Source organism: Streptomyces sp. NPDC048479 (genome assembly GCF_040651435.1).
Lineage (GTDB): Bacteria > Actinomycetota > Actinomycetes > Streptomycetales > Streptomycetaceae > Streptomyces.
The window spans coordinates 161,230-176,462 of sequence record NZ_JBEZKA010000005.1 but is presented as its reverse complement, the minus strand read 5'-3'; the positions used below and the strand labels follow the sequence as shown (position 1 = coordinate 176,462).

The 15,233-nt window shown below is 63.1% G+C and carries 9 protein-coding genes and 1 pseudogene; 2 read left to right on the top strand and 8 right to left on the bottom strand.

The features are described from left to right. Window positions 1-508 precede the first annotated feature (508 nt). The 8 genes and pseudogenes from brxL to AB0D12_RS10340 all read right to left on the bottom strand — a co-directional run. Window positions 509-2,668: a BREX system Lon protease-like protein BrxL gene (gene brxL, locus AB0D12_RS10375; protein WP_362679236.1), complete on the bottom strand. Its 2,160-nt coding sequence runs from the start codon at window positions 2,666-2,668 to the stop codon at window positions 509-511. Between the two features lie 10 nt (window positions 2,669-2,678). Beyond that, window positions 2,679-5,192 (bottom strand): BREX-1 system phosphatase PglZ type A, encoded by a 2,514-nt coding sequence (pglZ, locus tag AB0D12_RS10370; protein ID WP_362679233.1) that lies wholly within the window; start codon window positions 5,190-5,192, stop codon window positions 2,679-2,681. Beyond that, window positions 5,192-8,728 (bottom strand): BREX-1 system adenine-specific DNA-methyltransferase PglX, encoded by a 3,537-nt coding sequence (gene pglX / locus AB0D12_RS10365; RefSeq protein WP_362679230.1) that lies wholly within the window; start codon window positions 8,726-8,728, stop codon window positions 5,192-5,194. Before pglX ends, pglZ begins: the two co-directional genes overlap by 1 nt. Beyond that, window positions 8,728-12,288, bottom strand: coding sequence for a BREX system P-loop protein BrxC (gene brxC, locus AB0D12_RS10360; RefSeq protein ID WP_362679227.1), 3,561 nt, complete (start codon window positions 12,286-12,288; stop codon window positions 8,728-8,730). The genes pglX and brxC overlap by 1 nt, the downstream gene beginning before the upstream one ends. A 3-nt stretch (window positions 12,289-12,291) precedes the next feature. Further along, on the bottom strand, window positions 12,292-12,855 hold the full coding sequence (locus AB0D12_RS10355; RefSeq protein WP_362679224.1) for a DUF1788 domain-containing protein: 564 nt from the start codon (window positions 12,853-12,855) through the stop codon (window positions 12,292-12,294). Between the two features lie 28 nt (window positions 12,856-12,883). Continuing rightward, window positions 12,884-13,513, bottom strand: a complete 630-nt coding sequence (locus AB0D12_RS10350; protein ID WP_362679222.1) for a DUF1819 family protein — start codon at window positions 13,511-13,513, stop codon at window positions 12,884-12,886. Window positions 13,514-13,568: 55 nt separating this feature from the next. Continuing rightward, a complete protein-coding gene (locus tag AB0D12_RS10345; protein WP_362679718.1) occupies window positions 13,569-13,763 on the bottom strand; it encodes a helix-turn-helix domain-containing protein in 195 nt (64 codons plus the stop codon). A 142-nt stretch (window positions 13,764-13,905) separates the two neighbouring features. Continuing rightward, window positions 13,906-14,112 (bottom strand): annotated as a pseudogene (locus tag AB0D12_RS10340) (3'-5' exonuclease); the annotation flags it as partial. Between the two features lie 5 nt (window positions 14,113-14,117). Between AB0D12_RS10340 and AB0D12_RS10335 the strand changes: the two are divergent. Together AB0D12_RS10335 and AB0D12_RS10330 are read left to right on the top strand one after the other, a co-directional pair. Beyond that, entirely contained in the window at window positions 14,118-14,771 is a 654-nt protein-coding gene (locus tag AB0D12_RS10335) for an IS3 family transposase (protein ID WP_362679219.1), read from the top strand. Next, entirely contained in the window at window positions 14,731-15,156 is a 426-nt protein-coding gene (locus AB0D12_RS10330) for a hypothetical protein (RefSeq protein WP_362679216.1), read from the top strand. The genes AB0D12_RS10335 and AB0D12_RS10330 overlap by 41 nt, the downstream gene beginning before the upstream one ends. Window positions 15,157-15,233: the final 77 nt, after the last annotated feature.

Here is a 15,233-nt window from a genome sequence, read left to right as displayed (position 1 = left end):
ATCGCGTCTGCCAGCGCTTGCTGGGCCGGCGAGAGCTCCCGCACGTCCGCGCTTCTTAGTAAATCCGTTTTATACGCGTGATCTCTAAGAAGTGCGTCCACGTCAGCCGGAAATGATTCGGTGGGCCCTAAGAGCTTATTGGTGCCGTCTTCACGCAGGAGGTCGCGCTCAATGCCGGGGGAATCTTTAGAGTCCGAAAGATGCGTTCCTTCTGGAATTCGAACAAAGCGGAGGTGCCACTCGTGATTCATGCGACTCCTGTACCCCTAGGCCTCAGGCAGAAAAATACACAACTCGCGCGTAATTGGCCTCCCAGCGCACCCAAGGGCGTGCACGCGCTGCTGCTCGGCGAGCGCTGTCAGTTCATCGGGCCTCTCGCTTCTTTACACAGGGATCTATTGGGTCCCTGTCCGGAAACCTCGAGGCACCTCACACCGCGTTGCCGCAGGAAGTGAGCTCCAGCTTGCGGAGCAATCCCTGCTTCCTGGCTGGACACGCGCGCACTTGGTCACTGGCCGATGTGCTCATTCTGGCGCAGGTAGGTAATGCCGAAGCCGCGTACCTCCCGGTACTGCTGGTACTTGATCGACAGGTCGAAAGCGTTGGACTCGGCAGGCCTCTGGAAGACATCCAGGCCACGGCCCAGGAGGATCTTCCAACCCGTGTCGGTGGCGATGGACCGGTCGTGGATAGAGCCATCGTCGACGAGCTGGACGTCCAGGAGCACGCCGAGGACGGCCGCGTTCTTCTTGATCTGCAGCAGGTACTTCAGCTGCTTCTGGGCACGTTCGACATCGTCAGGGACCTCCACGGTGACCAGCTTGAGGGTGATCTCGTCAGCGGACTCCTTGACGCGGGCGATGCCCTCGATGAGCTCCATCAGGTTGCGGGCCTGATGGTAGGAGCGGATGTACGGGTCAATCAGCGTGATCTGGGAGGACCCACGCAGGTACGGGACAATCTGCCGAGAGAAGGTGAACCCGCGCTGCCCTTCCTCCCACTCCACCAGACCGTTCTTGAGGACCTCCTCGACGACTGACTTCTTCTTCTCTGTCGCGGGGGCGGCAGATTGGTCTGCCAGAGCAGGACCGGCCGCAGGCTCCTCGATCGGGATCTGGCCGTCCGCGCTGCGGCGGCGGCTGTTGTAGTACTCCGGGTAGTCCTTCTCCTCTCCAGTGGCCACCGAGTGCCAGGTGCCCTGGGCGTCTGTGTAGCCGAAGCGGACCTCGGCCATCGTGGTGTCGATACGCAGGATCTGGTCCTTGACACGCTTGCGGCCTTCGATGGCGAACCGCAGAACCTCCTCGATCTCTTCGGGCGTAGCCTGCTCGTGGGGGTAGAGCAGCTTCATCAGGCCAGAGAAGGTCTTGTGGATGCCGTCGCGGTCACGGGTGGAGATGTCACTCGAGAGCGTGAAGTGCTCCTGGTACCGGTCGGATGCATCCACGGAGCGCATGGATTTGAGGACCTCGGCGATGTAGTCCACGACAAACCCGTACCCCTCGGAAAACATCTCCTCGCGGATGGTATCGACCTCCCACCCGGGAATGTAGTGGTGCAAGCGGTCGAGGTAGGCGGAGTCGTGGTAGGCCTCAGGAAGCTCGTCGAACAGGTCGGAATGCTTGAGCATGAACGGCACGGTGTGGGAGGTATTGCCGACGAAGACCATGGATGCCTCCGCGCCAAGGGTCTCGACACCACGGGAGAACGACTTGTTCGCCATGTAGTTCTTCATGATGTCGACCAGCGCCTTGTCGGTGCGCTTCTTGCGGCCGGCGAACTCGTCGAAGGCAACCACGTCCCAGTACCCGACCAAGCCGATGCGCCCGTTGGAATTGTTCACGAAGAGCTTGGGCACGGTGACCTCGCCGCCGGAGATCAGCATGCCGTGCGGGGAGAACTCTGAGTAGATGTGGGACTTGCCCGTACCCTTGGGGCCAAGCTCAACAAGGTTGTAGTTGCGTTCGACGAACGGCACCAAGCGCACCAGCTGGATGAGCTTGGCCCTACGGGAGAACATCGTGGGGTTGAACCCGATGGACTGGACCAGCAGGTTCATCCACTCCTCGGTGGTGAACTCGCCACGGGCCTGGATGTATCCGGCGAAGTCGAAGTGGGACAGCTGGATGGGCTTGATCGAGCCCAGGATCCAGGGCACCAAGCGGTAGTCGTCGGTGTGGAAGTACTCGATGTCACAGATGCACCACACACCCCCGACCAGGAGCTTGAGGTGCTTCTTGACGGTGTCGGGGCTGACGACGACGCCCTTGATGCCGAGGTTGGCGAACTCGGCCTGGTAGACATCGTCCTTCTCGTTGAGGGCGACGGTGACCCGGTCGATGACCTTGTGACGGCCCCGCTCACGGATGGTCGACTTGACCAGCTCGGCCTCGTTGCGATGCACGTAGTGGTCCGCAAGGATCTTGCGTACAGCCTGGATGCCGGCCTGGATGGTGGCCTCGTCGTCGGAGGCCGCGTACTGGCCCAGCAGGTACTCCAGGACGTAGGAGGGCACAATCGCGTTGCCCTTGACGGCCTTGACCAGGTCCTTGCGCACGACAACGCCTGGGAAGTGACGGGTTATCTTCTCGTCCAGAGGCGTCTTGACCGGCACCCCGACCCCGCCAGCAGATGTAGTGGGGCTAGGGGTGGTGTCGTCGTAGATCACGTGGCTGCCCCTAGAAGTCGAAGTCGGAGGTGAAGGAGCGCTTGAGGGTGTAGGTCGCCTTCTGCGGCATCGACTTCCACCCGGTGGTGCCGGTTATGGGCTCATCAAGACGCAACTCAACGGTGCGGTCGTTGAGCTCGTCAGCCTCCCGCGACAGCAGCAGGCGCACGTCCTGGAAACGGTCGCGCTTGTCCTCGCTTGTGCGGTCGAAGTGCAGCTCGGGCTGGTTGGAGATCAGCACGTTGTCGACGTACAGGCCAACCCGCACGGTGCGAGCCTGGACCTTCTCGGTCACAGCGTCTTCCTGGTAGAAGCGCACCACAATCTGCCCGGTGGTGATCTTGTCGCCCTCGGCCATGATGCGGACCCCGACCTGAGACAGGTCGCTGGTGCGCTTCTTGGTCACCTTGACCACTGGCACCACGACCTCCTGCAGGGAGGCGCCGCCGTGCACGAACCGGGTGCCCGAGCCCGAGCGGCGCAGCCGCAGGTTGGCCCGGGGAACCTGCACCTGCACGCCCTCGCCTTCCAGGCCGATCTGTGCGGCGGTGAAGGTGTGCAGCGCGGGAGCGGCCTTGAGACCCTTGCCCAGGACGTATCGGCGGGCCTGCTTGAAGATCTCGTCGCCCTGCGGCAGTTCCTCGGATACGAATTCGGGGTCGATGGGCTTGATCTCCTGGTACAGGAACCCGTGGTCAGCAGTGATCATCACGGTGCCGGCGTAGGCGTTCATCAAGAGCCGCACGAGCTTCTTGAGGTCCTCGAGGGTGGCGGCCACGGCCTCGGGGGTGTTGCGCTCGGTCTCCATCTTGTCGCCGACTGCATCAATGCGGTTGTGGTAGACGTACACGACTTTGTGCTCCTGCAGCAGCGCGCGCAGGCCATCACGCTTCATGCTCAGCACGTCATCTGCCTTGACCGCGGTCCCACCGACCTCCGCGAGGATCTTGGACCGGTTGGCCGCGCCCCCGGCCGCCTGTCCGTCGACCTGGACCTGGTCGTCCTTGCCGGTGGGGCCGATCGTGGTGTGCGGCAGCAGGGCCGCCATGCCCATCTGGGTGTAGCTGGGCAGCACCCCGAGCATCGTGCTCTCGGCATCCAGGACCGCGGAGTACTTGTCCAGGCCGTTGATCTCGCTCTTGAGCTCATCGGCAACCTCGAAGCGCAGGGCGTCGGAGATGATCACGACGACGCGGCGGTCCTTGCGGTGCAGAGGGGCCACGTGGTCGTTGAAGAACTTCGTCTGTGGGCGCAGCACGTCCGACTTCCAGGCCGTCAGGGCATGTAGGTGCTGCGACCAGGCCTCACCCAGCGGCTGCAGGAACCGGTTCAGGTACTGCCGGTTGATCTGTTCTCGCAGGTGCTCCAGGACGTCGGAGCGGTCGGCCAGGGTTCGGGCCTGGTGCAGGAACTGTCGGTAGCGCTGGTCGATGACGTACCAGCCAGTGCAGTACTTGGTCAGCCCGTCATCGAAGGACACGATGTTCAGGTCGATCGTCCACAACCGATTGATCAGGTCCGCCGCGATCTCCAGGCCCCGGTAGGCGGCCTCATACTGGTCGTACCAGAGGCTGTTCGGCTTGCGCTTGCGCACGATCTCGGCAACCTCGCTGGCCGGGATGGTACGGTCAGCGACTTTCTCGGCCAGGGCCGAGATAATCTTCTGCTCAGTCTGCGGGAAGACGTCGTCCTCCAACAGGTCGCGGAAGTCACGGTTCTCAATCTGGTCGGCGTAAGAGATGTCCTGGGCGACCTTCTCGGCGAGCTTCTGCATGGCTTGTTGGCTGCGCCGGCCGTTGCGCCAGGACTCGAAGTCCAGGCGGATATCCCTGGCTGCCGTGTCCTTCCCGGGGAAGCGCCGGAAGGCCTGGGTAAAGAGCCACAGCACGAAGTCGGCCATACTCGGCTGCGCCGACTTGTACCCGTAGATGCTGGCGGCGCCCTGCCAGAAGTAGGAGTCCAGGTGGTGTTCGGTCAGACGGTCAAAGAACGCGGTCTGCTTGCCCTTGCCCGAGGCATGCTCGACCAACAGCCTGCGGGTGATCTCCCGCAGGCTGTGGTCCTTCTCCTCCAACAGGACCCCACTCATCTTGGCCTGTAGTTTCAACGGTCCGTCCCCTGCCGCCAGGCGTGGTTTGAGGAGCGCCACCAAGGTCTCGTCGGAGAAGAATGCCTCATGGGCAGCCACGATCTCGTCGATTCCATCGCCCTCCAGGCCAAGGTCATGGCGCAGAAGGGTTGCCTTGTCCGCCGAAAACACGCCCCAGGCCAGCTCTTGGTCCAGCAACCAGTTCCCGGTCTTCTCGGGGACCTGACCAGACCTGTAGACGAGAAACTTCGTCTCGGGCTCTTCCCTCAGGAAGCGGTGCTTGAGCGCGAACTCGTTGTTCTGCACTCGCACGACCTCGACGCCGGGCAGGTCCAGCACCTCAAGGGGAGCGGTGTGTTCGCCGTCCGGGTCGTGCCAGAACACAACCCGCTGGGTCTCGAACAGGCGCCGCAGGCGCGCAGCGATCGAAGTCACTACTTGGCCTCCAGGCCATTGATCTTCTTCAGCGCACGGCCGAGCTTCGGGTAGTTGGCCTTGACTCCGTCGTTCAGGTCCAGCTCAATGCGCTGGGTGGCCAGGGGGTAGAGCACCTCATGCTCGTAGGCCTCCAGCTCGACCAAGTCCTTGCGCAACTGCACGGTCTCCTTGCGCGCGGCAGCGGCCTCGCGCCCTGTAGAGCTCTGCGCGATGCGCTCGGCGTTCTCCAGGGCAGAGGCCAGCTTGTTGCGGTACTCGCGCAGGTAGCCCAGCACCGTGCTGGGCGTCGAGGGCGTGTAGCGGTGCAGGTAGACCAGTGCGTTAAAGGTCCCCTTCGGGCTGGAGAACATCCAATAGATAGGGCGCTTCTTGTATCGCTGGACGTGGCCTTCGTGGAACTTCTTGACGAAGTACTCCCGCATGCCCTTGACAGCCAGTGCCTCGGTCACGAACCGCAGGTTCTCCTCAAAGCGCTCCTCACCGAACGCTGCTCGCAGAAACTTACGGAAACGCGCGACAACGTCGTCCTCGAACCGGTCGTCTCCCAGCATCGGGATGACGTTGTCCTCATCCAGCAGGAACAACGGTTCGGGTACCTCAGTCTCATAGGCGGCCGTGCCGCTTTCCTGATCGGCCAATATCAGGCCAGGCGTGTCCAGGCTGTAGCGGCCGAAGATGCACCCCACCGCGTAGGACACCAGGTCCGTGGCCATCGAGGCGCGCATGGCAGCCTCGCGCTCATCGACGCTTTTCAGGTAAGAGAAGGTGAAGTCGGGGTTGGCGCACAGGGCGACGTCTTCAGTAGCCACGTCGACCTCAACATCACCGGAGATCCCGTAGTGGTCGGCGAAGTAGGCGTTGTTCGTCGCCTCCAGTCCACGGACTTCGTCTACCTCATCGCGCTGCTGCTGGCGGATCAGCTCGTACCGTTCGGCCAGCGCTTGTGTGGTGGTGAAGTGCTCCTGCAGGAACGGGGAACGCTGAAAGTCCCAGGACTCCTCACGGGAGTCCCAGTCCGCTCGGGCGATCTCGATACACCGACCCACTCGATCAAGTACTTCAGACGAGACCGCGGGATCGAAGGGCAGCCTGCTGACCGGCCCCTCATGAAAGTCCAAGGTGGGGGAAGTGAGTCCCAGGAAGTAGTCGGCGCTAGTGCTGTTGGCGTAGGCCATGATCGCCTTCAAGGTCGCTTCGTCGTCCGCAAAGCACATGGCGCCCTTGGTTTCCGAGATGAACCCGGCGGGGCTGTAGCGCATGGCGAAGGAGTTGGCTGAGATGGTCGACCAAGTGCCGCCCTGGCGGAAGTAGAAATCCATGCTAGGGATGCGCTTGGAAGGCGAGCCGTACCTCTCCGTGGCAAGGGCGACCATCTCCTCACCGTCGTTGTGCCAGTTGACCACCAGCGAGTGATTTCCGTACCACTTGCGGAAGGGTCCGCCCTTCTGGCAGGGGAACCAACGCCGCCCTGAATCCTGCGCGGCAGGACGGTCGGGCATTCCGAAACCGATCTCGCCGAGAGCCGGCTCCCACCACTGTTTGAGGAAGCGGTCGTTGTCAGAGGTTGCCAGGCCCTGGCGGGGCTTGGCGGCTTCACCAAGAGTCGGGAACTTAGCGATGGCCTGCACGGCACCTTCGGTGACCCAGTACGTCAGCGGGGTGCCGGGAATAGTACTCAGAGCGTCGGGGTGGACCTCGTAACGCTGCGGGTGATTCTTCGCCTTGGCAGCGGCACGGAGGGTGGCGCTCTTCTCGGCTTCGTTGCGCCCGTCGGTCAGGCGAATGTAGGTCCCTGCACTCCGCTTCGCAGGCGCTTCTTCGAGTACGAAGGCTGCGGTAGTGACCACCTCGCCTCCGATGCTGTCGAAGGCTCGGGGCCCCAGGTGAGCGAAGAGGTGGACATTCGTCTCAGCTAGGACCGCCTCGCGCAGCTTCGTAAAGGAGGACAAGAATGCCCAGCCCTGCATAGTGATCATTGCGGCCAGACCCTGCTGGGTCAGCAAGCTCAGTGCCCGCTCGATGAACATCGAGAATAGGTCTGCCTTGGAGTTGGCGTACTCCTCCATGGCGAAGTCCGCCAGGACCCCATTCATGCTGCGCCCGCCCATGTACGGAGGGTTGGCGACAACCGTGGCGTAGCGGGCTTGCAGGTACTGGGCCTGCTGCAGCACACGCGTCGCCTTGGGGTATAGGGCCCCCGTAAGGAGGTCGTCACTGACCTTGAGCGTGGTCTCGATGTGCTGGTGCAGCTGGTCAATGAGTGAGGCGTCAGGCTTGATCAGCGAGCCGAGGGTGTCTGCATGCTGGAACTGGTTCCAGAACATCTCCTCCTGGTACCGGTCACCGTCCTTGGTGATCAAGAGGTCCAGCTCAGTCGGGGTAAAGAAGATCGGGTTGAGCACGCAGATGTTGGGCTCAGTCTGCTTGGCAAAGAAACGGCGGTGGCGAGCGCGAGCCTTCATCGTCAGCGCGAAGGCGGCCAGGGCCGCAGCGCGAGGGTCGATCTCGGTGCCGTAGAGGTTGTGGGTCAGGATCGCGGCCGGGGTCTCGGAGGGTGCATAGCCCTCTTCCTCGTAGATCGCGTACAACAGGTCAAAGGCATAGGTAAGCATATGCCCGGACCCGCAAGCCGGGTCGATGACCGTGAGCTCTTCGGGAGAGGTGATCTTCAGGAAGTCGGCCTGCTGGCCGGTCGGGGGAATGTAGTAGTCCATCCGGTCGACCAGGGAAGAACCGGGGTGGTTAAGCATCCACAAGCGCCCCACCGAGTTCTCCACGAGGTAACGCACGATCCAGTGCGGAGTGAACAGCTGGGTGGCCGCCGGAATCTCCTCGGCGCCAGCCTTCTTGTTCTTTTTGAGGCCCGCAAAAACCTCGTCCTTACGCTCTGCGATGTAAAACTGGTAGAGCCATCCGATGACCTCGACGTCCTCGCACACCTCTGTGGTGAGGGCTGTGGCGGCACGGGAGACGATGGAATCCTCGGCCAGCAGCGTAGCGGGCAGCAGCAGTTCGGTGTAGTCCTGCAAGTCGTCGGACTCAAACATGAACGGCATCGCCTGATGCCAGTGATGGCAGTACTCGGCCAGCAGGCGCGCATACGCCTCGCCCTGAGGGTCGTTGCTGGTGCGCTGCTCGTCCAGCAGGGCGTTGACCTCGTCAATCACAGTCTGACGCACGACGTTGGCATCGAAAACGCCATTCTTCGCATCAACCAGGATCTCGGGCTGCCCGCCCAGCTGGCCCTCGGCCGGGGAGACGACTCCGACACCGGTGTACCCGTTGGCATCCATGAAACGCAGCGCGATAACGCGGTTGAACCACGTGTAGGCGACCTTGTCAACCACAGTCTGACGGCCGGCCTGTCCGCCTCCGGCCGCCTGAATGTCAGCTTCCAGGCGTCGGACACGCCCGTGGTGTTCGACGCGCTCGATCGAACCTGCGGCCAAGACGCTGGTGGCACGGGCCTCAACCTCGCGCAGCAGGACGGTGCGTGCCCAGGTCGCGAAGTTCCTCAGCGCATTGATGTCCATCACAGGACCACTCGCTTCCCGGAGTCGATGGTGGTGATCAGTGCCTGACGCAGGGCATCGAGGTAGGCGTCCACATCCTGGGGGCTTTCCAGCAGGGTGGGCCCACCATTGACCTTGACATGCTTAATGGAGACGGTCGTGTGCTTGACCGGCACAGGCACGGGAGTGCTGGCCCGCCCACCTGCGGTGCCGCTCCCAGAGTTGTCAGAGGCGCCGTTCTGCTCGGGTTCGGGCTGGGGCGTGCTGCTGGTCAGGGAGTCCAGGAGCGCGGGGTAGCCAGTGTCGGCGAAGTCACCAGCCAGCATGTTGATCGTGGCGATCTGGTTAGCCGCGGCAATCCTGTCCAACAGGGCCTTGACGGTCTGGTCGGCCTTTTGGCGGGCGGCGTCAGTAGCCTGCTGGTAGTCGCTGGTCTCCTGCAGCAACCGCACCCGATCGGTGATGCGTGCCGCGACCTCCTGGACGGCCTGCTCTACGCGGGCGGCAACCTGGGCCTGCATGTCCTCAACGGCCTGCTTGAGCTTGGTGATCTTGCCTCCTCGCAGCAGGTTCTCGTCGTCCAGCAGGGCCTGGATCTGCCCAGTGGCGTCTGCTTCGAGGTAGCCGAGGTTGGTGCTATTGGTCTGCAGGAAGTCGCGAGCGGAGTCGTAGATGCCCCTCTGGGCGCCCTTGAAGAAGCTCACGACCGGGGTGATCTGCTCGTCCTTGGCATCCAGCAGGTCCTCGGCCATGGGGAAGTCGGTCAGGTACCACTCCTCACCCTTGCCCACGGCCTGCTGCAACAGCGCAACCGGGCCGTCCAGCCCAGCCAGGAACGGGTAGCGGCCCTGCTGCTCCTGATAGCCGGCCAGCTCGGTGCGCCTCTTCTGCAGGTTGTCGGCCACGTACCGGCCCAGCTCCAACGGGTCGCCGGGAACGGTCGGCTCGTCGAAGAAGTCCTTGGCGAAGGTCTGCAGATCCTTGACCTTGCGGGCTTCAAAGGTCTTCTGCTGGGAGACGAGGATGTGGGAGTGCTTCTGGGTGTTGCTCAGCGCCCGCGGGATCTCGGTGCGCTTGAGGGTGGCACCGTCCATGCTCAGGGTGAGCTTGCTCGTTCCCACCAGATGGGCGATCACGACCTCTATGGAGGGCAGGTCCCATCCGAACGGCTTGGTGCTGTAACGGTCAACCAGCGCCTTGACGGTGACCTGCTCACCCTTGTTACCCCGCCGAGTCACGTGAGAGAGCACCTCGCCGGCAGGCACGTCCAACTTGGACAGGCCCTCGGCATCGAAGAGGGCCTGCTCCTCAGGGTTGACTGCCGCCTGGATCTGGTTGTCCTGATAGCGCACCCCGCCCAGCATCTGCAGGCTGGTGTAGGTGCGTGTGATGAGCTCCTGCATGCCCTCACGCACGCGAGCCTCGGCATCACGAGAGGTCACAGGCACCTCGGCCGTGTGAATCACCAGGCGAGCCTTGCCCACCATGGTGCGCAGCCGCTCGATCACGTCCTTGGTGCGCTCAATGTTCTGCGCGGCCTTGGCCTGCAGGACCTGCTGCTGGGAAGCCGACAGTGATGTCGTCTGACGGCGCTTGATGTACTTCTCGGTGCGGATGACTTGCTGCAGGTCACCCATGGCCTGGGCGTCGTCGCCCAGGACCACGCGCAGCTCGTCCCGGCCCGCGCTGTGAGCCTTGACGACATCGAAGTCGTACTCGTAGTCCGGGCTGATGCAGTGCAGTGTCAGGTCAGCCTGCTGGTTGCGGCTGTAGGGCTGGTCGTCGAGCTTGTAGGAGAAGGCAAAGTCCTGGTTGTTCTTGGCGTAGCGCACCTTGTTCAGGCGCACCACGTTTTCCGACAGAATCTTGAACAGTCGACCCTTGACCTCACCAGGTTCGATGTCGACGTTCTTGATCTCCGCCTCCATCTCCTGCTCGTCATTAGTGAGGAAGGCATACACGGTCCCGGTGCGCTGGATGTAGTTCTCGGTCTCCAGCAGGTCCAAGGACACCTTGACCTGACGGGTCAGCTCGGCGATATCCCGATCAAACCCATCGGTAATCAACACCGTCAGATTGTGCGGGTTGGCGACGAACCCTTCGACGTGCTTGACGAGGAACAGGGCTTTGAGCAGGCGCATGGCCAGCTGGTTTTCGGGCAGGTTCTGCTCGGCGCGGGCGATGACTCGCTGCGTGGCAGACTTCAGCGCCGCACGGATGCCGGAGTACATCTGGTCAAAGGTCGCCAGCGACCCAATTGGAAGGTCTCCGAGCTCCTTGGCAACCTCCTGCACGACCCCCAGCATGGAACGCTCACCGACCGAGCTGCTACGGCCCTCAAAATAGTTGTGATCGGAGATGCCCTGGATCGCGGACTGGAACAGCGGGAACTGGTAGGTCACGAACGGGTAGGTGCCCACGAAGGGGTCTTCGCCGGGGTAGTTGCGGTAGGTCGTGCCCTCGACAAAGTCGAACAGGGTGCGGAAGTTGGGGTGCTGCTCGGCGTACACGCCCTCCAGTACGGCAGCTCCCTGCTCGTTCTTGCGCAGCAGACGCTTGCGGATGACCTCTTCGACATCAGCACTGGTCAGCTTCAGGCGGGTCTTGAAGCGGGCCTGGATCTTGGAGAAGTCGTGGCTCTGGGAGCGGGTACGGTCCCCTATGACCTTCTCCATGTCCTCCTGGGAGGTCACAAACACCCAGGCACGCCCGTTGCACTTGGAGTTGAGGGCTTCGGCGATGGTCTGCAGGTTCAGCATCAGCCTGCTATTGGTGCCGATGAACTGTCCGACCTCGTCAACGAAGAAGTTCAGGCGCGTCTGCGGATCGTCCCGGGCGTCCAGCCAGTCCTTGATCTCCTCGGCAAAGTCCTCGATGGAGACCGAGTGCTCCTGCCGGTACTTGGCTAGGATCCCCGTGGGGCGGCCTTCGGTCTGCCCGGAAACCTCGGCGTAGGCCTGCGAGATATTGAACTCCTGCAGCACGCTTTCCTCACGCCCCACGTTCCAGGGCTTGCCCGCGATGCGCTGGTAGGCGGCCTTGAAGTCTTCGAGTTGGCCATTGCGGTCCAGGTCGCGCTCGAAGCGGGCCACGTGGCCCTGCTTGCCGTAGTAGCCGCGGTGCTCGTTGAAGACCTTGACGAAGACCTGCAGCAGGGCGTCTTCCTGGTCCTTGCTGATCACGTCGGCCTTCTGGTCGATGTTGAACAGCAGGCTGTACGCGCCGATGCGGTCAGCCTTGTCTAGCAGCGCCGCAAGGAACGCATTGTCCGCCGAGGCCTTACTCCGAAAAGCCTCGGCGACCTGGACGCGGGTGAAGTCCTGCCCATCGACGTCGCCCAGCAGGTGGGCGAGCATTTTGAGCAGGTGGGACTTACCCGAGCCGAAGAAGCCCGAGATCCACACTCCGTTGGCGTGCTGGTAGTCGGTGTACTCCTCGAGCAAAGTCTCCAGGCCCTTGGCGGCTTCGTTGGTCAGGACATACTCCTCGACCTCGGTAGCGAGGTGCGAGGTATCGTCGGCCTTGATGACGCCCTCGATGGGACGCTGCACGTCCTTGGCAAAGATGGTGCCCAGAAGCATTGCTCAGGCCTCCTGTTCCTGGATGTCCTTGGCTCGGTAGTACTGGTCGTCCTGCAGCAGCCCGAACAGCACCAGCGAGGACCCGAGAGTCTCGGACTGCGCGTACTTGCCGGGAAAGAACATGAGCATCGGTTTGACCACCACGACGCTCTGCAGGTTGTTGAGCACGTTGTGGGAGCGGATGTAGGGGAAGAGCTCCCCGATCCCGGTCAGGAACAGGATGTCGAAGCCGCCGTCGGCAATCCGTTCGCCGACAGCCGGGGCCAGGTGCTGCTGCGGGTCAAGCATGTTTTGCAACAGCTCACGGAACTCGTCCTTGCCCAACTCCGGCTCCACGGCCAGCACCTGCTCCCACACCCCCCGGTCCTTAAGCAGGTCGATCGACAGATCGTACAGGTTGATCTCCCGCACAGTGATGCCCTGCGCGGACAGCCGGTTACTTACCCGCTTGCGGGCATCGTCCATCCCTCGCGCCCAGTCCGATGGGTACCACTGGATGAAGAAGGGCACCTCGTTACCCAGCCCCTCCATGCGCAGAAAACGGTCAGAGGAGAGCACGTCGAACATGTGCTTTTCCTGCTCTGGCAAGGTCCGATCAGTCATCGTCGTCTCCGGTCAGGGGTATCAGGGTCGGAAAGAACCGGACCTGGGAAGGCTGACGGCGGCGCAACAGGCGGGTCAAAGGCTCTGAGAGCAGCGCGGGCATGATCTGCCCTGCCTCGGTCAGCAGGCCAGCCTCGCGCAGCATCAGGTACACAGTGGTGCGCAGCTTGCGCAGCGTGCTCTCGCTCAGGTCGTCGAGCTCGTCGTGCCACAACGCCTTGGACCGTACGAAGTCCTCAAACCGCTCCGGCTCCAAGGACGGGGTCATCAGCAAGAAGCGTTCTCGCACTACCTCCTCGGCGAACTGCCCAACTAGGGCATAGCGGCGGCAGGCCGCAACCCACATCAGGTAGGCCCACTCAGTCGAGCTGCCCTCCATCAGCAACTCGAGCTCGTTGTTGTCAAGCTCGGCCATGCGCTGCACCAGCTCCCGGCCCATCCGACGGGCCGAGGAGGCTGTACGGGCCTGCAGCAGGTTGTCCGCGTCCAGTGCCTCGCGTACCTGGGCCCAGTCACGGGTTCGGTGCAGGTACAGGTACGCCGCGATCGAAGCCTCCTGCACGAAGAGCCCGCCAACGGTGAAGGACAGCCGGTAGCGCCCGGCGCCGTCAGGCTTGCTCACTCCGCCTCCTTCACGAAGGTCATCATCTTGTGCACGGAGATCAAGCCCCAGAGGCTCAAGAGGGCTGGGCCGGGGAGGCGGCGTTGCCAGCGCGCACCCAGTCGTCGACCTCGCCGGCCTGAAACTTCCAAAGCCGGCCGACCTTGTGCGCGGGCATCCCGCGCTCGGCGATCCACGTGTAGACGGTGTCCTTGGTAACGCCAAGGTGCGCCGCGATGTCGTCAGCAGACATCCAGGGGTCAGCCACGATGGCTCTCCTTGCGAAGGGGGACATGAAACAGGCCAGCACATCCTACCGGCGTCGCATTACCTGTCTGGCCTGGTATCTCCGGGTCTTGGCGGGTAAATGCGTGTCTTCCCTCGTGCGGAGCTGCCCCTGCTATGCCCGGGCAGGTGATGGTGAGAGCGTCGCGGGTCCGGGTGGCGGCGACGAAGAGCATCGAGCGGGCCTTGCGCAGCTCTCGCCAGTAGCGTGCGGGGTCTTCGGTGCGGCACCGGTTGATGGCCTCCGTCCTCGGCACGAGGCGGTCGTTGGCGCCGACGATGACGAGGCGCTGGTATTCCAGTCCCTTGAAGCGACGCATGGTGCCGACGTGGATGGCGGGTGTCGGTGAACACCGTCGCGAAGCTGATGGCCGAACTCGGCCTGGCCGGACGAAAGATCCGCGGGCGTCGGTCGCTGACCCGGCCGGGCAAGCGGCCCGCGGCCCCGGACTTCGTACGCTGGGACTTCACCGCCGAGGAACCCGACCTCGTCTGGGCAGGCGACATGACCGAGATCGACACCGGCGAGGGCAAGCTCTACCTCGCCACCGTGATCGACCTGTTCTCCCGCCGGCTGCTCGGCTATGCGATGGGCACCCGGCACGACGCCGAACTCGTCGTCGCGTCCCTGCACATGGCCGCGGTCACCCGTGGAGGCGACGTCCGCGGCGTGATCATGCAGACCGACAGGGGCAGCGAGTACTGCTCCGGGAAGTTCCAGCGGGCCTGCCGCAAGCTGGACATCACCCAGTCCATGGGCAGAGTCGGATCTTGTTTCGATAACGCCGTGAGCGAGGCGTTCAACAGCGTGCTCAAGGTCGAGTACGTCCACCGGCACACCTTCGGCACCCGTACTGAGGCCCGCATCAGGATCGCCACCTGGATCACTGACTTCTACAACGCCAGGCGGCTACACAGCGTATGCGGGTTCAAGAGTCCGATCGACTACGAACGTGACTACCGAGCCACCCTCGCCGAGGGACTGGCCGCATAGACCGTCTCCACACTGCGAGGGGATTGACAGTTTCCAGGGCGTCGAGATCTGGGGCGAGCAACTCGACGGGCTGAACGACGAGGAGTACGAGGTGCCCTGCCCTGCGTGCAGTGCGGAGAACTTCATAGCCTTCGGCAAGTACGGCTTCTTCTCGACCACCGACAGCATGTACATGGAGCCCTCCACCACGGCGAGGCAGGTGCCGCTGCGACCTCAGGCGCCCGCAACTTTGGAGGGACTGGCCCAAAGGCTCTACTCCCGCGCACTCGCCGACGGTCAGTCGGACATCGCCCGTAAATTGACCTACGTCTTCGGTAACGCGCAGTGCGCCGAGTGCGATGCCGTCTTCAGCGTCGAGGAAGCCATCGTCTCCCGGTGGGGCTGATGACGCTGTGGTCGCCAAGCGCCACGGGCCGAACCGATGGAGTCGGCCCAGGAACAGCGAAGCCCCTGAACAAAAGT